Consider the following 23884-nt stretch of genomic DNA (forward strand, 5'->3'; position numbering starts at 1 on the left):
AGGAAATCCTCACGTTTCCTCCGCGCCCTCCCGCTACCCGCGAGTATTTCCGTACGTACGTACAAGAACGGCCCCGAACATGACCCTCCCTCACGTTTGAACGCGCTGGTCCGGCCGGTTGCTTCCAGGCGAGAACTCGAGGGTTCCTCACATTGTCCGTAACCAAATCGTTATAATACCTGGTGGGGTTACCCATGAGTACGAAACACCCATCCAGAGCTTCGCTCTGGCGATCGCGCCCGGTAGAGTTTGGACGGTCGTACCAAGCACGCGCGAGTGGCGAAATAGGCAGACGCGCTGGATTTAGGTTCCAGTGTCTTAACGGACGTAGGGGTTCAAGTCCCCTCTCGCGCACAGATTCCCGGCAGATTTGCCGGGTTTGCGTGCCGTGTGTTCGAGCGCACTCGAACACACGGAGGTGACCTGGGAAATGCGCACCCAACTGCGACAACTTCTGACAGATCCGCCAGGATCGACCAGCGATGAGGACACGGGGCACGATCGGGGCAGGTGGTCTCGTGCCAGTCGCGGCGCACCGCCAGCGTTAGCAGTGCAGGGCTGCCTCGGGGTTGTACCAGGCCGACGAGATCGGCAGGTCGGCCGCGTGTAGCAGGTGCAGAATCTCGGCGGCGGATGCGGTGCCCGTCTCCGTGTCGTCCGCCTCGACCGGCGGGCCTGCGGCCAGCACCGGCAGGATCGCGTTGTCGCGGTATGTGATCGCGCTGACGTGCAGCACCGCCTTGGCCGATTGCTCGGTGGCGTTGTAGCCGGGATATTTGTTGAACGAGCCCTCGGGTACGGTTTCTTCGATCGAGACGTGGCCCTCGATCACGATTTCCGCAGTCGCCGGGACCAAGAGGTCCACCGTCTCGGCAGGCACCACCTCGATGCCCTCGCCGAATACTGCTCCGAGATAGCGGCTTTCGTCCAATCCCTCGGGTAGCGGCATGCCGCCGACTACGGCCAGTCCCGGTTCGACACCGAGCACCACCGCGATCGGCATGGGCTAGCCCGCAGCGGTCCACTGCGCCCGGACGATCCCGATCTGCTGGGTTCGTAGCAGCAGGCAGGCCAGATTGTTCTTGTCGTGCACCATCATTCGGTTGATGGACCAGTTGGTCTAGGAGCCATCCGGTGTGCGCACGATATTGGCGCCGAAAGTCTGGATATAGCGGCCGCCGTCGTTGCCGTGGATGAACGGTGTGGGGAACCCAGTCTGCTACGGCCCTGGAGGCGAGCGCTTCGGCGGGCCAGGCGACAGACGCCGCTGGCAAACATGTACCAGTACTTTGCCAGCACGACCGTTCATGATTTTGACGATCACTCAGTCGTCTCGAAAGACCGTGACATCCATGGAAACCCCACCCACCCCGGCGCCTTCGGTGCACATCCGGGCCGTGATCACCTGGCTCGCCATCTTCCCGATGGTGGCTATCGGCATGGTCGTTATGGCTCCGTTTGTCGGTCATTGGCCGTTAGTGCTGCGCGCACTCGCCCTGACGGCCGTGGTCGTACCGCTGGCTGTGTACCTCGTGGTCCCACGAATGCTGGCGGCCCATCACCGATTCATCCGTCGTTCGAAATGAGTCCGGGCACCATGCCCAGAAGGTTGAGTTACGAATGTCAAGTGTGGAAATGACCTCCACTGTTGTAGTGCCGCAGGATCGGGCGCTCATCGACGGCAAGTTCGTCGGATCCGATTCCGGGGCAACATTTCCCGTGACCGATCCGGCAACGGGCCGGGTGCTGGCCGAGGTCCCCCAGATGGGGGAAGCCGAGACCCGGCGGGCGATCGAGGCAGCCCAAGCAGCGCAACCCGCCTGGGCGGAGCGGACGGCCAGGGATCGCTCGAAGATTCTCGATCGCTGGGCGGCGCTGCTCACCGAGAAGAGCGAAGAGTTGGCGGTCCTACTGTCGGCCGAGAACGGCAAGCCGCTCAGCGATTCTCGCGCCGAAGTCGCCTATGCCATCGGGTTTGTCGATTTCTTCGCCGCCGAGGCGCGCCGGGTGTACGGCGAGACCATTCCGGCGCACCGCACCGACACTCGGATCCTGGTGTTGAAGCAGCCCGTCGGCGTGGTCGGCGCGATCACGCCTTGGAACTTCCCCGCGGCCATGGTCACCCGGAAGTCTGCGCCAGCCATCGCGGCGGGCTGCGCTGTGGTGCTCAAGCCTGCGGAACAGACGCCTTTGTGCGCCTTGGCCATTGCCGAACTGGCCGTTGAGGCCGGTGTCCCGGCGGGCGTGCTGAATATCGTCACCGGTGACGACGCGGCAGCTCCGACCATCGGTGGTGAACTGTGTGCGAATCCGGTGGTGCGGCAGCTGACCTTCACCGGCTCGACCGAGGTAGGGCGGATTCTGGCGGCACAGTGCGCGCCAACGGTGAAGCGCATGACACTCGAATTGGGTGGCAATGCCGCGTTTGTGGTGTTCGAGGACGCTGATCTCGACGCCGCGGTCGAGGGGGCGATCACCGCCAAGTTCCGTCATGGTGGCCAGTCGTGCGTGGGCGCCAATCGATTTTTCGTCCACGACGCCGTGTACGAGGACTTCGCCCACCGCTTCGCCGAACGCGCAGCCGCACTGCGGGTAGCCCCGTACACCGATCCGGACTCGAACCTGGGCCCGCTTATCGATACCCAGGGTTTCGAGAAGGTGCGGGCGCATGTGGCCGACGCCCTCGCGCACGGAGCCCGGCTGCTGGCCGGCGGCCACGCCCTGGAGGGCACCTTCCACGAGGCCACGGTGCTGGCCGACGTCACGATCGACATGCTGATCTCCCATGAGGAGACCTTCGGCCCGGTCGCCGGGCTTTTCCGGTTCGGCACCGAGGCGGAGGTGATCGATGCGGTCAACAACACCGAGTACGGCCTGGCCAGCTACTTCTACACCCGAGACAACAGTCGCGCATGGCGCGTGGGCGAGGCCATCGAGGCTGGAATGATCGGCGTCAACACCGGATTCATCTCGGTGGAGAGCGTGCCCTTCGGCGGCGTGAAGCAGTCCGGTATGGGAAGGGAAGGCTCACACCATGGCATCGAGGAGTTTCTCGAGATGAAGTACCTGGCCCTCGGCGGTATCTGAGCGACATCATCGCTGAGATCGAATCGGGTTGTTCACCGCAGATGTCGCCGCGGGGCGGGACGACCGGATCTCGCCGGCGTACGTCCGCGTTGGTTACCCGCCCTCCCAGCACGCTGGGAGGGCGGGTAACCGCGGAAGCCGAGGTGGCTCGAGCAGTGAACCCGGGCCTGATGGACTCCCTACAACTCTGGCGCTGCGGACTCGAATCCGACCCGAGCATCGGCAGCCACACGCTGGTCCGGGAATCCGAGGTTTTCAGCTGGTGAAGAATGTGCGCAGGCTGGCAGAAACGTAGTCGGGGTTTTCCTCCAACACCCAGTGGTTGGCCCCGGGCACGACGTCGGTGGTGACGTGGTCGGCGACGCGGTTGAGTAGATTGCCGATGGCCGAACCCAAACTGTGTTCGCCACCGACGCCCAGCACCGGGATGGTGAGTTTGCCGTCGCGAGCGATAAGGTCGTCGACCTGTCTTTCTCCGACGTCCTGCTGTCGGAAGTATTCGAGCGCCGCGTGGGTTCGGCCGGGCTTGCTCAGCGCAGCTATCAGTTGATTGCGCTCGCTGCTGTCTATCGTACCGTCGGCTTCATCGTAGAAGTGGCCGTAGAACAGAGCTTCCTTGCCGGCGATCAGGTCCTCGGGCAATTCGCCCTTGGGGCCTTTGGCCAGCCAATCCCACCAGAACACATCGGGTTTGGTCTGCACGAGATGGAGATAGTCACTGCTGGGGGGTGCTTCGAGAACGGCCAGATGGGCAATGTCGGATCGGTATTGGGTCGCGTAGGCCAGCGCGATCGCGCCGCCCCAATCATGACCAACGAGGTCGAAGCGACCCAGGTTCAGCTGCTGCGCCAGTGCGTGTATATCGGTGGTCACCGCGAGCGCCTGGTAACCCTCATCGGATTTCGCCAACCCGGAATCGCCGTAGCCGCGTAGGTCGATCGCGTAGACGGTGTGATCCCGGGCGAGGCCGGGGGCGATCTTCGACCAGGCTCGCCAGTTTTCGGGCCAGCCGTGCAGCAGCACGATCGCCGGGCCATGGCCACCAGAGATGTAGTGGACCGCGATCCCGTCGTGATCGATTGTTCCATCGTGGAAACCGGGCAACGGCTCAGCAGCTGCCGATACGGTGGAGGTGGAGGTGGAGGGCGCGGATTCGGAGCAAGATGTAGCGAGGGACGTGGCAGCAGTCAGCGCGGCCACCAGAAGGCAGGCGCGCTTGGAAAATAGCGTGAGACGCATACTGAGCACCTATCAGGGGACCTGGGTCATGCGGCTGAGACCCGGGAGCTCTTCGAGACGAGGCGTGAACACGTTGTGGAGCGGGGAAACGGTGACAGTCTGGGTCTGCTCGATCCCGAGCACCTTCATGGTCGGAAATAGGATCTCTTCGAGGAACGTTTCGAATTCCTGCTTCTCGTCCCAGATTTCGATGATCCGCAGCCCGTCCTCGGTTACCGCGGCCAGGTGTAGGTAAATGCTGCCCAGCGCGTGCCCTTCGACACCCATGCGCTCGACAACCGCGTTGTACTGCTCGGTGGTGATGCCGTGTACATCGAGAGTGCAGAGAACAGCCATGATAGAGGGTCCTTCCAGAGACGAATTCATATCCTGCGCAGTCAAGAATGCTCGCCCGTACTGGCAATACGCTGGCAAAGCACTGCCAGTGCGGCAGGCGGCCTTCGGCCTGGTATGGATTCCCGGGTCGCGGGCGCACGGTGGAACGCACTCGCCTGCGGCGCGATCCGAGTGATCGAGTTACGACGCGATTCGGCTTCGCGGGTCATCGGCTGGATCCGGATGTTCGGCACAGCCCTGCAGGGTGGCGAGCCGGGCCGGAGTAAGGCCGTGTCCGGCGGTGATGGCCCGGTGAACCGAGTCCGAGCTCAGGGTGGCTTGTGCTGCGTCGACGATGCGCTGTGCGTCGGGTACCCGGTATTGGTTCGGCTGTCCCGGGTGCAGGGTGTCACATCCGCCGATGATGGTCAGTGCGAGGCGAGGATGCCCGCTCGCAAGCGCGATGGCGGCGTGAGCGGTCCCGAGGTGAGCGTGCTGCTCTAGGTAGCCGGGGCCATCCAAAAGTGCTCTCGCCGTGGCGGACTCGGCACCGGCTGTTGTGTATTCACTGGCTTCGGCGAGCGTGATCGCGTACCCGGCGCGGCCCCAGACCTCCGCACCATTGGCAGTGTGACTGTACGGCTGCCCCGCCAGTCGCAAGGCCGTGAGTTCGTTGATCGACTGCCGGTACCGCGACAGGGCCGCCTCGCGGTCGCCTGTGTGCCGCGCGATGTCGGCTTCCACCACACGAAGCCAGCACACGGTGCCCGCCCGGACCGTCGAATCTATGCGCCCGAGCGCCTCTGTGACATGCGTGCACGCCTCGGTGACATCGCCGGTCCAGGCTCGCAACTGCCCGATCCAGGTGTGCACCGCGACCACCTCGTTTGCGCCGACCCAAGAGGACACCAGCCCGGCCGCCTCGTCCAAGAGTCGCGTACAGACTGGTGGGGTTCACGACGTCGCCCAACGTTTCCGGTCGAGCACGTTACGTTGCAACAGTGCGAACCAGGACTCCATCGCGGCGTTGTCGCCACACGCCCCGACGCGGCCCATCGAGCCGCGTAGCCCGTTGTGTGACAACAGTTTACAGGAGTTCCGCGACCGGAACCGGCTGGCTGCCGCGGCCGGAATGCACAATCGCTCCGGCCCGATCGCGCAGGGCGATCACGTTGCGCAGCGACGAGCACGCCGGCGACGAGGTCATCCGCTCGTCGATGCTGTAGCCGACGATGCGGTTGAACCACAGATCTGAACCACAGATCCTTCACAGCACACACTTATAGATAGAGCTTGCCCTCGTCGGCGGTGCGATGCACGGTGACGCACACTCCCACAGAGAAGACCGACCAGTCTCTTTAGATCGGTCAACCGAGCCGAGGCAGTCCCGCGACCCCGCCAGCACCGCCGTGCGCCCCCTCGCCCGCGCGCTGAGCACAACGGCGCCGGATCGAGGAGGCAGGGGCCTGGCTGGCGGGTTCGCTTGCACTCAGCACAGCTGAGGCGGTCTCAGATGCACAAGGTCACGCTGCCGAAGGGGAAGCACAGGACCCCAGATCCCCCTCCGGCAGTCGTGGCTGCGGTCGATGTCGACATTGCAGGCCCGGGCAGGACCGAACTGGCCGAAGCCACTGGCGCTGCGACAGCGCACATCGGTACGCGGCGTTGGCCGGCCGCACGATAGCTATCGATAAACCACAAGCCTGGCTTGCGTTGCGGTATCGCAAAGGGCGAATAGCACGCCGTCAACAGCCGTTGAAAGTCTAAAAACCCATTGCCCATTCAACTTTGGGCACGATTATTGGCTCGGGGTGTACGCAAACGAACCGCTGTGCTTCAATTGGGTTTGGGCAGGGGTAGATATGACCGTTCAACGACAGCAACCTCATCCCGACCGGGGATTGAGCACAGATGCCGAGCCGGACATGTCAGCGATGCAGACAGTGCCGCTGTGTGCCGGGCAGCGAGGGCTGTGGCTGGCGCAGCAACTGAGTCCGGACGTGCCGGTATGCGAGGCGCTGTATATCGAGTTCCGTGGGGATTTGGACGTCGATCTGTTGCGTGCGACGACGATTCAAGCTGGCCAGGAGTTCCAGTCGGGGTATGTGCGACTGCTGGAGATCGACGGCGAGCCGTACCAGTTGTACGACCCGTCGCTGGAGTCGGCGGGGCCGGTCATCGACATGCGTGGTGAACGGGATCCGGTCGCGGCAGGCTTGCAGTGGATGCATCGCGAGTGCACCACGCCGTTGGATATGAACCGGGACCGGTTGGTCACATCGGCGATTGTGCAGGTCGGGGATCGGCATTATCTGTTGTACAGCAAGATCCACCATGTAGCGCTGGACGGCTATGCCGCGATGATGATCGTGAACCGGATGGCGGCGCTGTACACGGCGGCGGTGCAGGACCGGCCGGCAGAGCCGAACCGGGCCGCCGACCTGCGTACTCTTTACGAGGCCGACCGCAGCTATCGGGAGTCGAAGCGGTTCATCGACGACCAGGCATATTGGGTGCGCAAACTGGCCGGCGTCGGGGAAGAGTCCAGCCTGGCGGCTGGGCACGCACCTGCGCGCGCGGACAGTGTGACCGCAACCGCCGAACTGTCAACGGCGGCGGTGGGGCGGATCGATCACTGTGCGCAAGCATTGGATGCGAGTCCGGCCGCGCTGGTGATCGCCGCATTCGGATGTTATCTGGCCCGGATGACCGGCCGCGACGACGTCCTGGTCAATATCCCCATGTCGGGTCGCACAACTGCCGTGCTGCGGCGGTCCGGGGGGATGTTTGTCAACGTCACACCGCTTCCGATCGTGGTCGGTCCGGAGGACACGGTCGCGACGCTGGTGCGGCGGGTGCAGTCCGATCTGGTAGGCACCCTGCGGCATCAGCGGTGCGGCCTCACCGATATTCGCGCGGCCACCGGATATACCGGACAAAGCGGGCAATGGCGTTTCGCGGGACCGTTGGTAAATGTCATGTATTTTCCCCAGAAGATCCAGCTCGGATCGGTGACCGGGGAATTCCATATCCTGAGTTCGGGGCCGGTCGAGGATTTGCTGATCGACCTGTATCAGACCGGTGACCCGCCGCGGACGATCCTCTACTTCTTAGCCAATCCAAACCTCTATAACAGCCCCGAATTGTCGGCACATTGCACCGGATTTGTGGAGTTCCTCGATGCGTTCACTGCCGCCGCACCGGGCACTGATCTCGGGCAGGTCCACCCCGGCAGCGCCCGCCACGGCGCGCGGGTCCGGCACCGCCGCGAGAACCTCGCGTTCTGGCGAGCCACGCTCGCGGACCTTCCCGAGGAGCTTCGTCTGCCGTTCGACAGGCCGCGGCCGGTGGTCATGTCTCACCGAGGTGCCACTACCAGCTACACGGTGAACGCCGAGTTGATTCAGGCGCTGGAAAGGTTTGCGCAGCAACAGAGTTCATCGCTGTTCATGGTGATTCACGGTGCACTGGCGGTCCTGCTCGCCCGGTTGAGCGGTAGCACCGACATCCCGATCGGCACACCGATCGCCGGGCGCGGCGCAGCCGCACTCGACGACGTGATCGGCATGTTCGTCAACACCCTGGTGCTGCGGACCGGCATCGACCTCGACGAATCGTTCACCAACCTGCTCGACCGGATCAGGCAAGTCGACCTGGACGCCTTCGAACACGCCGATGTTCCGTTCGAGCAATTGGTGGATCAACTCGATGTGCAACGATCCCAGTCCCGGCACCCGCTGTTCCAAGTGCTGCTGGCGTTCCAGAATCTGCAACGAGTGGAGCTCGAACTGCCCGGTTTGGCGGTGTCAGTCGTCGACCTGCCCACCGAGATGTCTCACTTCGATCTGCAGTTCATACTGTCGGACGACCGTGACAGCGGCGATGTGACGGTATCGGTCACCTATGCCACGGATCTGTTCGACGCGACGACCATCGATTCTCTCGTGCACCGGTGGTTCCGGATACTCGAATCGGTCGCCACCGATCCCACCGTCGCGGTCGGCGCGATCGAGGTACTCGAACCCACCGAACGAATCGATCTGCTGACACGCTCCGGCGCGCCCACGGCAGCGCCAACCACCCTGGCCGACCTACTGACTAACGCAGCCGTACAGAATCCCGACGCCACAGCAATCGTCTCCGACGGGCAACAGCTGAGCTACCGAGAACTCGATGAGCGTTCGAACCGACTGGCCCGACTACTCATCCAGCGAGGTATCGGCCCGGAAGACATTGTCGCGATCGGCATTCCACGCTCCCCCGAGTCCGTACTCGCAATTTGGGCAGTCGCCAAGTCGGGAGCCGCCTTCCTGCCGATCGACCCGACCTACCCCACCGAACGCATCACCCACATGACGACCGATTCCAAAGCAGCCATCGGCCTGACCGTGCCATCCGTGCGAGCACAACTCCCCGACAGCATCGACTGGCTGACACCCGACAACCTCGACAAGGACTTCGGTGCCCAGGCGATCTCCGATCTCGAGCGCACAACCCCGCTCCGGCCGCAGCATCCGGCCTACCTGATCTACACCTCGGGCTCCACGGGTGTGCCGAAGGCCGTGACCGTGACGCATGCCGGGGTAGCCGCGCTCGGTTCCGAACAGCGGGAACGCTATGCGGTGACCGCGGTTTCGCGGACCCTGTATTTCGCGTCGCCGAGCTTCGATGCCTCGGTCTGGGAGTTGCTGCTTGCGGTGGGTTCCGGCGCCACGATGGTGATCGTCGCGCCCGGCATCTACGGCGGCGCGGAGCTGGCTGAGCTGCTGCGCCGCGAGCGGGTGACCCACGCCGTGATCACGCCGGCAGCGTTGACTTCGGTGGATCCGGACGGGCTCGACAACCTGCGGGTCGTCGTTTCTGCCGGTGATGCTTGCCCGCCGGAGCTGGTGCGACGCTGGGTGGGCGACGGTCGTGAGTTCTTCAATGCTTACGGTCCGACCGAGGCCACGATCATGACGAACCACAGCGCTCCGTTGGTGGCGGGTGAGTTGGTAACGATCGGCGGCCCGATTCGCGGCTTCTCAGAATGGGTGTTGGATCAGCGGCTGCAACCCGTACCGGCCGGTGTAGCGGGTGAGTTGTATATCGCGGGTGCTGCACTGGCCCGCGGATATCATCGCCGGGCAGCTGTGACGGCCGGGAGTTTCGTGGCGTGTCCCTGGAGACCGGGTGACCGGATGTACCGTACGGGAGATATGGTTCGGTGGACGCCCGACAGGGCAGTCCAGCATCTCGGCCGTCTCGACTTCCAAGTCAAAATCCGCGGCCTACGCATCGAACTCGGTGAAGTCGATGCGACCCTCGCCGCCCACGAGACCGTCGGTTTCGCCACCACCATCAGCCACCGCAACGATTCCGGCACCGAGTCACTGGTTTCGTATGTCGTTGCCGCACCGGATCACTCGATCGATACCGCAACCCTGACCGAACACCTCACCCACCGGCTACCGTCCTACATGGTCCCCTCCTCGATCATGGTGCTGGACCACATCCCATTGACACCGGCAGGCAAACTCGACCGCAAAGCACTACCGAAACCAGTACACACCGACCACAAGCCGTTCCGAGCGCCCGAGACACCGACAGAACACACGATCGCTCGAGTGTTCACCGATGTGCTGGGTATCGACACGATCGGTCTCGATGATTCGTTCTTCGCCCTCGGCGGAGACAGTTTGGTCGCGACCCGGGTTGCGACGCGACTCGGGGCCGCGCTGGACACCGAGGTTCCGGTGCGGCTGTTGTTCGAGGCGCCCACGGTGGCGGCGCTCGCAGCCTATGTAGAGCAGCATGCCGGTCAGGGGCGACAACGCCCACCATTGATCGCGGGACCGCGTCCCGAGCTCGTGCCGTTGGCACCGGCCCAACAACGGATGTGGTTCCTCAATCAGTACGAACCCGGCTCGGGGGCATACAACATGCCGATCGCCATTCGGCTGCGCGGCGAGGTGAATGTCGATGCCCTGGGACTGGCCATGGTCGACGTGCTACGCCGACACGAGTCTTTGCGAACGCGGTACCCGGACCATGACGGAATACTGATCCAGCTGATCGAATCCGTCGACGACATCGACCAGGAACTGACTCCGGTGCCGGTTCTGTCGAGCCAATTGATCGCAACGGTAACCGAATTCATCAGCGAGGGTTTCGACGTGAGCACCCAGGTGCCGGTGCGTGCCCGATTGTTCCGCGTGGTCGGCAGCGAGGAATCGGAATATGTGCTGGCTGTCGTGGTGCATCACATCGCCGCGGACGGCTTCTCCATGACACCCCTGGCCCGCGACGTGACAACTGCGTACACCGCACGGATTCGCGGTGAAGTCCCGTCGTGGACACCACTGGCCGTCCAGTACGCGGACTACGCACTATGGCAACGAGCTACCCTCGGCTCGCCCGACGACCCGGAATCGTTGTGCGCCCGGCAGATCCGATACTGGACCGAAACTCTGGACGGAGTTCCCGAGGAGCTTTCTCTGCCGTTCGATAGGCCGCGGCCGGTGGTGATGTCTCACCGAGGTGCCACTACCAGCTACACGGTGAACGCCGAGTTGATTCAGGCGCTGGAAAGGTTTGCGCGGCAGCAGAGTTCATCGCTGTTCATGGTGATCCACGGTGCGCTGGCGGTCCTGCTCGCCCGGTTGAGCGGTAGCACCGATGTTCCGATCGGCACACCGATCGCCGGGCGCGGCGCCGCCGCACTCGACGAGGTGATCGGCATGTTCGTCAACACCCTGGTGCTGCGGACCGACATCGACCTCGACGAATCGTTCACCGACCTGCTCAGCCGGGTCAGGCAGGTCGACCTGGACGCCTTCGAACACGCCGATGTTCCGTTCGAGCAATTGGTGGATCAACTCGATGTGCAGCGATCCCAGTCCCGGCACCCGTTGTTCCAGGTGCTGCTGGCGTTCCAGAATCTGCAACGAGTGGAGCTCGAACTGCCCGGCCTGGTGGTGTCGGTGGTCGACCTACCCGCCGAGATGTCTCGCTTCGACTTGGCATTCGTGTTGTCGGACAGCGGTGACAGCGACGGTATGACGGTGTCGGTCACCTATGCCACGGATCTGTTCGACACGACGACCATCGATTCTCTCGTGCACCGATGGATCCGGGTGTTGGAGTCGGTTGCCGCCGATCCCTTGGTTTCGGTCGGAACGATCGAGGTGCTCGAACCCGCCGAACGAGCCGATCTGCTGACACGCTCCGGTGCACCCACCGTGGCGCCCACCACCCTGGCCGAGCTGTTGGCCACGGCGGCCGGGCGGGATCCCGACGCCACGGCGATCGTGTTCGGCGGGCAGCGGCTGAGCTACCGGGAGTTGGATGAGCGTTCGAACCGATTGGCGCGGCAACTCATCCGACGAGGCATCGGCCCGGAAGACATTGTCGCGATCGGCATTCCACGCTCTCCCGAGTCCGTACTCGCAATATGGGCAGTCGCCAAGTCGGGAGCCGCCTTCCTGCCGATCGACCCGACCTACCCCACCGAACGCATCACCCACATGACGACCGATTCCAAAGCAGCCATCGGCCTGACCGTGCCATCCGTGCGAGCACAACTCCCCGACAGCATCGACTGGCTGACACCCGACAACCTCGACAAGACCGATAACCGTCCCATCACCGACAGCGACCGGGTACGTCCGCTGCGTGTCGATAATGTCGCCTACGTCATCTACACCTCCGGATCGACCGGGTTGCCCAAAGGCGTCACGGTCACCCACCAGGGACTGGGCAACTGTGCCACCGAGGACCGGGATGCCATGGATGTTGAATCAAATTCTCGTACTTTGCATTTGGCTTCGCCAAGCTTCGATGTGTCGGTGCAGGAATTGCTTTTGGCGCTGTGCGCGGGCGCGACTATGGTCATCGCGCCCAGCGACGCATATGGTGGCGACGAACTCGGCGAACTGCTCGACCGCGAGCATGTCAGCCACGCCTACATCACACCTTCCGCGTTGTCCACCATCGACCACACCCATTGGCCGCTACCAGATTTGGGACATCTGGTAGTCGGCGGCGAGGACTCCGGCACCGAGTTGGTCCAGCGCTGGGGCGGCAGTCGCAACATGTTCGATGCTTACGGTCCGACCGAGGCCACGATCATGACGAACCATGGCACTCCGTTGGTGGCGGGCAAGTCGATTACGGTCGGCGGCCCGATTCGCGGTGTCCGGGAATGGGTGTTGGATCAACGGCTGCAACCGGTGCCGGTCGGTATGGCGGGTGAGTTGTATATCGCGGGTGCTGCACTGGCCCGCGGATACCATCGCCGGACAGCTGTGACAGCCGAGCGTTTCGTGGCATGTCCCTGGAAACCCGGTGACCGGATGTACCGTACGGGCGATATGGTTCGGTGGACGCCCAACGGAGCCGTCCAGCACCTCGGCCGTTCCGACTTCCAAGTCAAAATCCGCGGCCAACGCATCGAACTCGGTGAGATCGACACGACCCTCGCCGCCCATGAGAGCGTCGGTTTCGCTATCACAATCGGCCACCGCAGCGATTCCGGCACCGACTCGTTGGCTTCGTATGTCGTTGCCGCACAGGATCACTCGATCGATACCGCAACCCTGACCGAACACCTCACCCACCGATTACCGTCCTATATGGTTCCGTCCTCGATCATGGTGCTGGACCACATCCCCTTGACACCGGTAGGCAAACTCGACCGCAAAGCACTACCAAAACCGGTACACACCGACCACAAGCCGTTCCGAGCGCCCGAGACACCGACAGAACACACGATCACTCGAGTATTCACCGATGTGCTGGGTATCGATACGATCGGTCTCGACGACTCGTTCTTCGCCCTCGGCGGAGACAGCATCATGTCGATCCAGTTGGTGACTCGAGCCAGAGCAGCAGGTGTCCTGTTCTCCCCGCGCGATGTGTTCGAGTGTAGAACGGTCGCCGGGCTGGCACAGGTCGCGATCCGCGATACCGCCGCGGCGACCGCCCTTGCGGCCGAACTGCCCGGCGGAGGTGTAGGGCCGATACCGCTGACGCCGATCATGCGTTGGCTGCTCGAGCGGGCGGAGTCGGGGTTCGGCCGCTTCTCGCAGGCAATGATGCTGGGTCTGCCGGCGGAGATCGACGGGCAGCGGCTGGCGGACACGGTGCAGGCGATACTCGATCGGCACGACATGCTGCGCGCACGGCTGCGGCCGGACGCCGATGGGCAGTGGAGTTGGGAGGTGCTGCCGGTCGGAACGGTTCGCGCCGACGACGTCATCCACCGGGTGGCGAACGCGGGCGGGCTGGGAAGCGTCGAGCTCCGTGCGTTGGCGGCGGCGGAGCTGGATGCCGCCGCGGACCGGCTCGATCCGGGCGCGGGGATCGTGGTGCAGGCGGTCTGGTTCGACCCAGCGGACGCGGCGGAACCGGGCAGGGTACTGGTGCTGGTGCATCATTCGGCGATCGACGGGGTTTCCTGGCGGGTGCTGGTGCCGGATCTCGCGATCGCGTGGGCGCGGCTCGAATCCGGACAACCACCCGACCTTGCCCCGGTCGGAACCTCGATGCGCAGGTGGGCGCATGGTCTGGTCGAGGCAGCCCAGCGCCCGGAGCGTGCCGCCGAACTCGAGTTGTGGCAAGCGATGGCCATCGGTGACGATCCGGTGATCGGCTCGCGGCCCCTCGACCCCGCGATCGATGTCGCCGCCACTGCCCGCACGATCGAGGTCGGAGTGTCTCCCGAGGTGACCGAGGCGCTGCTGACCGACGTCCCCTCGAAATTCCGGGGCAGTGTGGGCGACGGGCTGTTGGCCGCGCTGGCGGTGGCGGTGACGAAGTGGCGGCGCGAGCACGCGACGGAGGCCACAGACCACCCGCTCGCAGACATGGTGATCGACCTGGAAGGGCACGGCCGCGAGGAGGACGTTGTCCCAGGTTCGGATCTGACCCGGACGGTCGGCTGGTTCTCCACAAGTTTTCCGATCCGGGTGGATCTGTCGGGCATCGATCTCGACGACGCGTACGCGGGTGGGCCCGCTATGGGGGCAGCGGTCAAGTCCGTCAAGGAACAGCTCCTCGCCGTCCCCGACCACGGGATCGGCTACGGCTTGTTGCGGTATCTCAACGAGGACACCGGCCCGATACTGCGGCCTCTGCCGACGCCGCAGATCGGGTTCAACTACCTCGGCCGCGTCTCCTCGGGGATTCCCGAAGGAATGGCGGCGGTCGGATGGATGCCGGTGGACGGCGGCGGTGACCTCGGCGGTGCCGAACTTGCCGGTGCACGGAATCCGGATATGCCGGTGTCTGCGGTGCTCGATATCAATGCCCTCACCCTCGACGACGCGGGCCGGCCGCGACTACGAGCGATCTGGTCGTATCCCGCCGGGGTGCTCACGGCCGACGAGGTCCGCGAAGTGGCGGAGTCGTGGTGCCGGGCATTGACTGCGCTGGCGACCCATACCCGCCACTCCGGGAGCGGGGGACGGACGCCCTCGGATCTGGATCTGGTCAGGCTCGGGCAGTCCGAGATCGAGCGACTCGAGGACAGGTATCCGGCGTTGAGCGACGTCTGGCCACTGACTCCGTTGCAGGAGGGGTTGCTGTTCCATGCGCTGGTCTCCGAGGAGTCGGTCGACGCCTACGTGATGCAGCTGGTCCTCGAGTTGCGCGGGCACGTCGATCCGCGGCGGCTGCGCCGAGCCGGGCAGGTGCTGCTCGACCGGCATGCGAATCTGCGCACCGCGTTCGTCACCGACATCGGCGCCGCACCGGTGCAGGTGGTCCACGAACATGTCGAGGCTCCATGGTCGGAGCTCGACCTGTCCGGGCTGGACAACAATGCACGGCATCGCGAGTGGGAGCAACTCATGGCCGCGGACCGCGCGACCCGATTCGACCCGGCTCGTGCCCCGCTGATGCGCTGGATGCTGGTCACGACGGGGCCGGAGCACCACCGGCTGGTGCTGACCAATCATCACCTGCTGCTCGACGGCTGGTCGACGCCGCTGCTGCTGCAGGAGCTGCTGGTGCTCTACGCCACCGACGGCGACGCCGCGATGTTGCCTCGAGTGCGCCCCTATCGGGACTTCCTGGCGTGGATCGCCGGGCAGGACCCAGCCGCGGCGCTGGACACCTGGGCCCGCGTGTTCGACGGCGCCGACGAGCCGACCCTGGTGGCTGCGGACGATCCTCGCCGTCGATACACCGAATCACGTGAGGTGGTCGGCGAACTGACCGAGGCGCAGACCGCGGCGCTGACCGGTCTCGCGCGGTCCCGTGGAGTCACCCTCAACACCGTGCTCCAGACGGCGTGGGCGATCGTGTTGGGCGGGTTGACGTCCCGAGCGGACGTGACGTTCGGTAGCACAGTCTCCGGACGGTTCCCGCAGCTCGCGGGCGTCGAATCGATGATCGGGTTATTCATCAACACGCTGCCGGTGCGCGTCCGTCTCGACACCACCGAGAGCCTGGGGCAACTGCTCGACCGAATCCAGGCGGAGCAGGTCACGCTGCTCGATCACCAGTTCGTGGGTCTGACCGATATCCAGCGGGTGGCCGGGCCGGGGGGCGTGTTCGACACGATGACGGTGTTCGAGTCCTATCCGGTCGATCGCTTCGGGCTGACGGCGGACACCGATATCGCCGGCGTGCGGCTGGTCGACGTGTACGGCACCGACGCAGCGCACTATCCGCTGGGAGTGGTCGCGCATGTCGACACGCGACTGCACCTGAAAATCAAGTACCTGCCCGAACTCTTCGACCACGACACGATGGAGGCGACCCTGCGGCGGGTCCTGCACGTGATCGGCGTCGTGACCACCGACCCTGATCTGCCGCTGGCCCGGCTGAATCTGCTCTCCCCGGCCGAATATCGGGAGTTGACGTCGGTGTCGGGCGATCCGGCTGTGCCAGGGCGAGTGTTTCCGGAGCTGTTGGCGGCGGCGGTGGAGAGGAATCCGGGGGCGGCCGCGGTGGTGTACGGGGATCGGCGGTGGACGTACGGCGAGCTGGATGCCGAGTCGAATCGGTTGGCGCGACTGTTGATCCGTCGGGGTGTGGGGCCGGAGGCGACCGTTGCGGTGGGGTTGCCGCGGTCGGTCGAGTCGGTGCTGGCGGTATGGGCGGTGGCCAAGTCGGGGGCAGCGTCCGTACCGATCGATCCCACCTACCCCGCCGACCGGATCACGTTCATGCTGACCGATTCCGGTGCGCGGGTCGGTATCACGGCGTCGACGGTAGCGGCAGAGCTGCCCGGCACGATCGACTGGCTCGTACTCGACGCCCCCGAGCTACGAGCCGATCTCAGCGCCACCTCCGTGGCCGCCATCACGCCGGCTGAACGGAAGGTACCGCTACACGTGGCTCACCCGGTGTACGTCATGTACACCTCCGGCTCCACCGGGCGCCCCAAGGGTGTGATCGTCACCCATGCCGGACTGGCGAACTTCGCTGCCGAGCAACGTGACCGGTACGCGGTGGTGCCCTCGGCGCGGATCCTGCACTTCGCGTCGCCGAGCTTCGACGCGGCCGTGCTCGAACAGTTGATGGCGATCGAGGCCACAGCGACACTGGTGATCGCACCGACAACCCTGTATGGCGGAGAAGAGCTGCGGCACTTGTTGATCGAGCAGTCGGTGTCGCATGCTTTCATCACCCCGTCAGCGCTGGCGTCGATCGACCGGACAGGTTTGGATGGCCTGCGGGTGCTCGTCGCCGGTGGCGAAGCCTGCCCGCAGGGATTGGTCGGACGGTGGGCGCCGGGCCGAGCGTTCCACAACGGATATGGTCCGACCGAGACCACGATCATGACGAATATCAGTGCGGCGCTGGATCCGTCGGCGGCGGTGACGATCGGCGGGCCGATCCGTGGGGTCGGGCAGGTTGTGCTCGACGCGTGGTTGCGGCCGGTACCGGTCGGGGTTGAGGGGGAGTTGTATCTCGCGGGTCCGGGTCTGGCTCGCGGTTACCACAACCGGATGGATCTGACGGCGTCACGATTCGTCGCCGATCCGTTCGCACGCCCGGGACAACGCATGTACCGGACCGGGGACCTGGTGCGCTGGCGGCGGCAACCGGAAGGGGGCCTGACCCTCGACTATGTCGGCCGGACGGATTTCCAGGTCAAGATACGTGGTTTCCGCATCGAGCTCGGCGAGGTCGAATCGGGTCTGCTGGCCTGCGCGGGGGTGGCCCGCGCGGTAGCGACCGTGCACCGGAGCTCCGCCACCGGCGATCGGTTGGTCGGGTACGTGGTGCCCGAGCCCGGCGCCCACCTCGAGCCGGCTGCGGTCCTCGCGTCGGCCGGGCAGCGGCTGGCCCCGCATATGGTGCCCGCGACCGTGGTGATAGTGGACGCGCTGCCGATGACGGAGAACGGCAAACTCGACCGCACCGCGCTGCCCGAGCCCGACTTCAGCACGGGCCGAACCGAATTCCGGGCGCCGGTCACCGATGTGGAGACCACGTTGGCGGGACTGTTCGCCGAGGTACTGGGTCTCGACAGGGTCGGTCTCGATGATTCGTTCTTCGCCCTGGGCGGAGACAGCATCATGTCGATCCAGTTGGTGACCGGCGCCAAGACGGCGGGCCTGGTGTTCTCCGTGCGCGAGGTGTTCGAGCATAGAACGGTCGCCGGGCTGGCTCGGATCGCCGACCGCGAGAGCGCCGCGGCGGCCCCTCTTCCGGCAGAACTGCCCGGCGGGGGTGTGGGGTCGATGCCGCTGACGCCGATCATGTGCTGGATGTTCGAGCGTGGCGGATTCGACCGACTTTGCCAATGGGTGATGCTCACGCTGCCGGACGGCATCGACAGCACCGGGATCGCGGCGACCCTACAAGCGGTGATCGATCACCACGACATGCTGCGGGCCCGGCTACGGCCCGAACCGGCACACCCATCGGGGTGGGCATTGCAGGTGCAGCCGGCCGGGATATCCGCCGCGGGACTGATCCGGCACGTGCCGGTGGACGCGGCGCCGGACAGCAGCGCGTTCGCCGCGATCGCCGACACGGAGGCCCGCGCGGCCGCCGAGCGCCTCGACCCCGCCGCGGGAATCATGCTGCAGTTGGTCTGGTTCGACTGCGCCGGGCAGCCGGGCCGACTCCTGGTCGTCGCACACCACCTGGTGATAGACGGAGTGTCGTGGCGGATCCTCGTACCCGACCTCGCCGCCGCCTGGGCCCAGGTGAGTGCCGGGCAACGGCCGGAGCTCGCGCCTGTCGGTACGTCGATGCGCCGCTGGGCGCACGGTCTGGACACCGCCGCGGGGAGCCTCGATGAACTCGATTGGTGGCGTGCCACGCTCGCCGCCGCTGATCCGCCGATCGGGACCCGCCCTCTCGACCCGGTCGTGGACGTGCAGGCCACCGTCGCCACGGTCAAGGTGACGCTGCCTACCGCGGTGACCCGCGCTGTACTCACTACCCTGCCGGAGGCGTTCCGCGGCAATGTGGATGATGCCCTCATCGCCGGGCTCGCACTGGCGCTGACCCGGTGGCGGCACCGCCACGGCGACAACATCACCGAGACGCTGCTTACTCTCGAAAGCCACGGCCGCCACGACACGGTCCTCCGCGGTGCCGACCTCACCCGCACTGTCGGGTGGTTCACCACCACCTACCCGGTGCGGCTCGACCTGTCCGGCATCGACATCGACGACGCGTTCGCCGCCGGCGCTACCGCAGGGGCGATCGTCAAATCGGTCAAGGAACAACTCCGCCAGGTCCCCGGCCACGGGATCGGCTACGGGCTGCTGCGCTACCTCAACACCGATACCGCCCCCGTCCTGGGCGCGCTGCCCGACCCCCAGGTGAGCTTCAACTATCTCGGCCGGTTCGACACCATTCCCGACGCGTTGCGCGAGAGCGGGTGGATGCCCGCCGGTAGCGACGCCGACGGCGGCGGCGCCCAGAACCCCGACGCATCCGTGGCAGCCCTGCTGGGCATCAACGCGTTCACCATGGACACACCGGACGGACCCGCCCTGACCGCCGCCTGGGACTATCCGGCCGGCCTGCTCACCGCCGCCGAGGTCACCGACCTTGCGGAACTGTGGCGCGACGCGGTGACGGCTCTGGCCGATCACGCGTCCCGGCCCGGTGCCGGCGGGCTGACCCCCTCCGACGTCGGCCTCGTCGACCTCGACCAGACCGCGATCGACCGCCTCGAGACCCGATATCCCGCGCTGGACGATATCTGGCCGCTCACACCGCTGCAGGCGGGGCTGCTGTTCCACGCCCAGCTCGCCGAGGGCAGCCTCGATGCCTACATCGTGCAACTCTGTATCGAACTCGGTGGGCGCGTCGACCCGGACCGGTTACGCCGCGCAGCGCAGACCCTCGTCGGACGTCACCCGAACCTGCGGACCGCATTCGCGCGCGACGGCGCCGGCGACCCGGTGCAGGTGGTGCATCGGCAAATCGAGGTGCCGTTCACCCAGGTCGACTTGGCCGGGCACGACGACACCGAGGCCGCGCTCGAACACGTCATGGACACCGACCGCCACTTCGACATGACCGTGGCGCCGCTGCTGCGACTGACGCTGATCGGCACCGCCCCCCAGAGGTACCGGCTGGTGCTGAGCATCCATCACATCTTGATCGACGGCTGGTCCATGCCACTGCTGACCCGGGAACTGCTGATCCTCTACGCCGGCGACAGCGACCCCGGTGCACTGGCACCGGTGCATCCCTACCGCGACTACCTGGCGTGGCTGAAAACCCAGGACCAGGACGCGGCGGAAACCGCGTGGGCGCGGGCACTCGAGGGCGTCACGGAGCCGACTCTGCTGGCGCCCGAAGCCCGCGGCCACCAGCAGTCCGCTGCCGCGCGCGAAGTCCAGGTGCCGCTGAGCGAAGACCGCAGCGCGACCCTGGCCACTGTGGCCAACCGGCAGGAGACCACCCTCAACACCGTCGTGCAAGCCGCCTGGGCGATCGTGCTCGCAAGCGCGACCGCGCGCGACGACGTCGTCTTCGGCACCACCGTCTCCGGGCGCCCCCCACAGATCCCCGGCATCGAATCGATGATCGGACTGTTCATCAACACCGTGCCCGTCCGGGTCCGGCTCGACTACCGCGAAACCCTCGCCCAGCTACTCCGGCGAATCCACACCGAACAAGCTGCGCTGCTCGACCATCACCACCTCGGACTCACCCGAATCCAACAGGCGGCCGGGCCCGGCGCGATGTTCGACACCGCGACCGTCTTCGAGTCCTACCCGGTCGACACCACCGGCTTGTCCGAAGACACCGACATTGCCGGAATGCATGTCCTCGACGCCCACGGACGAGACGCCGCGCACTATCCACTCGGCCTCATGGTCCACCACGACACCCGGCTGCACCTGACCTTCAAATACCAGCCCGAACTGTTCACACAACACCAGATCGAGACCATCGCCGAGCGGGTGCTGCGAGTGCTCGAGGCCATCGCTGCGCACATCGATCTCCCCCTCACCCAGCTGGAGCTGCTATCGCCGGTCGAGCGCGCCGCGTTGGTACCCGTTCGCGGTTGCCCCGGCGAGGTGATGTCGGTGCTGCCACAGGTTTTGACGGCCACGGCGAGGCCGGACACCGAAGCGGTGGTCTGCGACGGCAAGCGGCTGTCCTACCGCGAACTCGACGAAACCTCCAACCGGTGGGCGCGGGTACTGATCGACGCCGGAGCAGGACCGGAATCGTTGGTAGCCGTGGCGCTACCACGCTCCATTGATGGCGTGATCGCCGTATGGGCGGTCGCCAAAACCGGCGGGGCGTTCGTTCCGATCGACCCCACCCAGCCCGAAGACCGGATCACACGCATTCTCGTCGATTCCGGTGCCGCCGTCGGCGTGACACTGCAGACCCACCGGGATCAGCTACCGGACGCCATCAGATGGCTCGTCCTCGACACCCCTTCCTTCGCTGCGACGGCGGCGTCGGCGCGCTCCGAGGCGATCACCGATCCTGAACGCACAACCACACTGCGGCCACAGCATCCGGCCTACCTGATCTACACCTCGGGCTCCACCGGGACCCCCAAGGGGGTCATGGTTACCCACGCCGGAATCGCGAACCTGGCCGCCGAAATACGGGAACGGTTCGGGCTCTCCCCAATCTCACGAATGCTGGCTGTCGCCTCGCCGACCTTCGATGTCTCGATCCTCGAATGGCTCAGCGCCGCCGTCACCGGAGCCACCTTGGTCCTCGCACCCGCGCGCGTGGTCGCCGGCGCCGAACTGGACGAGTTGATCAACGCCGAACATGTCACCCACGCCGCTCTCACCCCAACAGTGCTCGCATCGCTGCACCCCGACGAACTCGACACCGTGCACACTCTGATCCTCGGTGGCGAGACATGCCCAGCAGACCTGGCAACACGATGGGCCCCCGGCCGCACGCTGATCAACGCTTACGGGCCTACCGAGACCACCATCCAGAGCTGCACCGACGTCTTCCTGACCACGACCGCCGACAGTCCGCCGCCGATCGGCGGCCCGGCCCGTGGGTTCTCCGCCGTAGTGCTCGACCGCGGATTGTGCCCGGTCCCGCCCGGAGTGGTGGGCGAGCTGTATCTGTCCGGACCGGGCCTCGCCCGCGGCTACCACGGGCAACCCGCACTCACGGCAGCACGATTCATTCCCGACCCGTACGGGCCGGCCGGGACCCGCATGTATCGCACCGGCGACCTGGTCACCTGGACCACCGACCGAACACTGCAATTCAAAGGCCGGAACGACACGCAAATCAAGATCCGCGGCCACCGCATCGAACCCGGCGACATCGAAACCGCGCTCCGCAGCCATCCCGACATCGTCCATGCCGCTGTCGCGGTCCACACCCAGCCGAACGGTACGGACCGACTCACCGGCTACGTCGTACCCACTCCCGACACCACACCCGACACCACTGCGCTGCGAACCTACCTCGCAACCCGGCTACCCACCTACATGATCCCGACGACCATCCTTACCCTCGGCCGGATACCCCTTACCTCCACCGGCAAAGTTGACTACAAAGCTCTGCCCGCACCCGATCTGCGACACACGCGGTTCCGGTCGCCGTCCACCCCACTCGAGGCCACCGTCTGCGACGCCTTCACCCAGACCCTCGACATCGAACAGGCCGGCGTCGACGACGATTTCTTCACCCTCGGCGGCAACTCGCTGGCCGCCGCCCAACTGATGGTGCGGCTGGCGGAGTCGACCGGTGTCGACGTGCCGGTGCAGTGGATCTTCACCGATCCGACACCGCAATCACTGGCCCGCCGCATCGATACCCGCCTCCGCGGCATCGACGAACAAGACCCCAGCGACGCGATCTCGGTCATGCTCCCCCTGCGCGCGGCCGGTACCGCGCCGCCGCTGTTCTGCGTTCACCCTGCCGTCGGATTGGCTTGGTGTTTCAGCGGGCTCGTGCAGCACCTCGACCCCGACCGTCCCGTCCGAGGGCTGCAATCCCCGGCGTTCACCGATCCCACCGTGCGGTTCGACACCCTCGACCAACTCGCCGCCCGCTATGTGCAGGAGATCCGGTCCGTCCAACCGCACGGCCCCTACCATCTGCTCGGCTACTCCCTCGGCGGCACCATTGCCCACGCGATTGCCGTCCAACTCCGCCGCGACGGCGACTCCGTGGCCACCCTGGCCATGATGGACACCCGCGTCGTCACCGCCCGCACCGCTCGCGCTCCCACACCCACCATCGCGGAGATGCTCGCCGAGTTCGGCGGTTTCGCCTCTCCGGACGGCGACGCCGACCTGACCGTCGAGGCCGCCACCGAGTTACTGCACCAGCAAGGCGGACTCTTCACAGCCGTGACCCCCGAACATCTCGTGATCCTGCGCGACGACTACGCCCGCCTCGTCGACCTGACCTGGAACCACCGGCCGGGGCTCTTCGATGGCGACCTGATCTATTTCAACGCCGCCGACCACACGGACGACGACCCCTATCCGGCGCTCGCGTGGAACGACTACATCACCGGCTGTATCACCGAACACGACATTCCTGCCCGCCACGAACGGATGACCGAACCTCCCCCGCTTCGCGCAATCGGACTCGTCCTCACCGAGCACCTCCGCTCGACCCCGACCACCTAGCTGAAACTCCTACACCAGCAATAATAAACCGATACGGCTTTCGACCAATTGTGACTGCCGAGCAGTTCCGTCGCCCTGGGCGGCGACGGAATGGTTTTCTGTGGATATTTGCCGACCCAAAGAAAGTGCTGGCCAGGTGCGGCGCTGGAACTGATCGGTGGCGCAATCGAGCCCGCCCGAGCGCGACATGCGCCAGGCGA

7 protein-coding genes, 1 tRNA gene and 1 pseudogene are annotated in these 23884 nt (G+C 65.5%); 4 read left to right on the forward strand and 5 right to left on the reverse strand.

Features of this window, described 5'->3' with window-relative positions; translation table 11 throughout:
* Positions 1-270 precede the first annotated feature (270 nt).
* Positions 271-354, forward strand: a tRNA-Leu gene (locus tag KO481_RS29705).
* A gap of 190 nt (positions 355-544) precedes the next feature.
* Here KO481_RS29705 and KO481_RS29710 read toward each other — a convergent pair.
* Entirely contained in the window at positions 545-1003 is a 459-nt protein-coding gene (locus tag KO481_RS29710; protein ID WP_215917402.1) for a UbiD family decarboxylase, read from the reverse strand.
* Positions 1004-1307: 304 nt separating this feature from the next.
* On the opposite strand from KO481_RS29710, the gene KO481_RS29715 reads away from it, so the two are divergent.
* Both KO481_RS29715 and KO481_RS29720 read left to right on the forward strand, forming a co-directional pair.
* Complete coding sequence (locus KO481_RS29715; RefSeq protein ID WP_215917401.1) at positions 1308-1586, forward strand: putative antibiotic biosynthesis monooxygenase; 279 nt, start codon at positions 1308-1310, stop codon at positions 1584-1586.
* Between the two features lie 34 nt (positions 1587-1620).
* Positions 1621-3087 carry an NAD-dependent succinate-semialdehyde dehydrogenase gene (locus tag KO481_RS29720; protein WP_245400880.1) on the forward strand — a complete coding sequence of 489 codons (1467 nt, stop codon included), beginning with the start codon at positions 1621-1623 and terminating at the stop codon, positions 3085-3087.
* 255 nt (positions 3088-3342) lie between these two features.
* Here KO481_RS29720 and KO481_RS29725 read toward each other — a convergent pair whose 3' ends face one another.
* The 4 genes and pseudogenes from KO481_RS29725 to KO481_RS29740 all read right to left on the reverse strand — a co-directional run.
* Positions 3343-4326 carry an alpha/beta fold hydrolase gene (locus KO481_RS29725; RefSeq protein WP_215917400.1) on the reverse strand — a complete coding sequence of 328 codons (984 nt, stop codon included), beginning with the start codon at positions 4324-4326 and terminating at the stop codon, positions 3343-3345.
* A gap of 12 nt (positions 4327-4338) precedes the next feature.
* The gene (locus tag KO481_RS29730; RefSeq protein ID WP_215917399.1) at positions 4339-4662 is read right to left on the reverse strand and encodes a hypothetical protein; all 324 of its coding nucleotides are present in this window, start codon (positions 4660-4662) and stop codon (positions 4339-4341) included.
* Between the two features lie 180 nt (positions 4663-4842).
* On the reverse strand, positions 4843-5550 hold the full coding sequence (locus KO481_RS29735; protein ID WP_215917398.1) for a hypothetical protein: 708 nt from the start codon (positions 5548-5550) through the stop codon (positions 4843-4845).
* Positions 5551-5601: 51 nt separating this feature from the next.
* Positions 5602-5966 (reverse strand): annotated as a pseudogene (locus tag KO481_RS29740) (IS3 family transposase); the annotation flags it as partial.
* A gap of 537 nt (positions 5967-6503) precedes the next feature.
* On the opposite strand from KO481_RS29740, the gene KO481_RS29745 reads away from it, so the two are divergent.
* Positions 6504-23684, forward strand: coding sequence for a non-ribosomal peptide synthetase (locus KO481_RS29745; RefSeq protein ID WP_215921660.1), 17181 nt, complete (start codon positions 6504-6506; stop codon positions 23682-23684).
* Positions 23685-23884 lie beyond the last annotated feature (200 nt).

Source organism: Nocardia albiluteola (assembly GCF_018860155.1).
In the GTDB taxonomy this organism is placed as follows: Bacteria; Actinomycetota; Actinomycetes; order Mycobacteriales; family Mycobacteriaceae; genus Nocardia; species Nocardia albiluteola.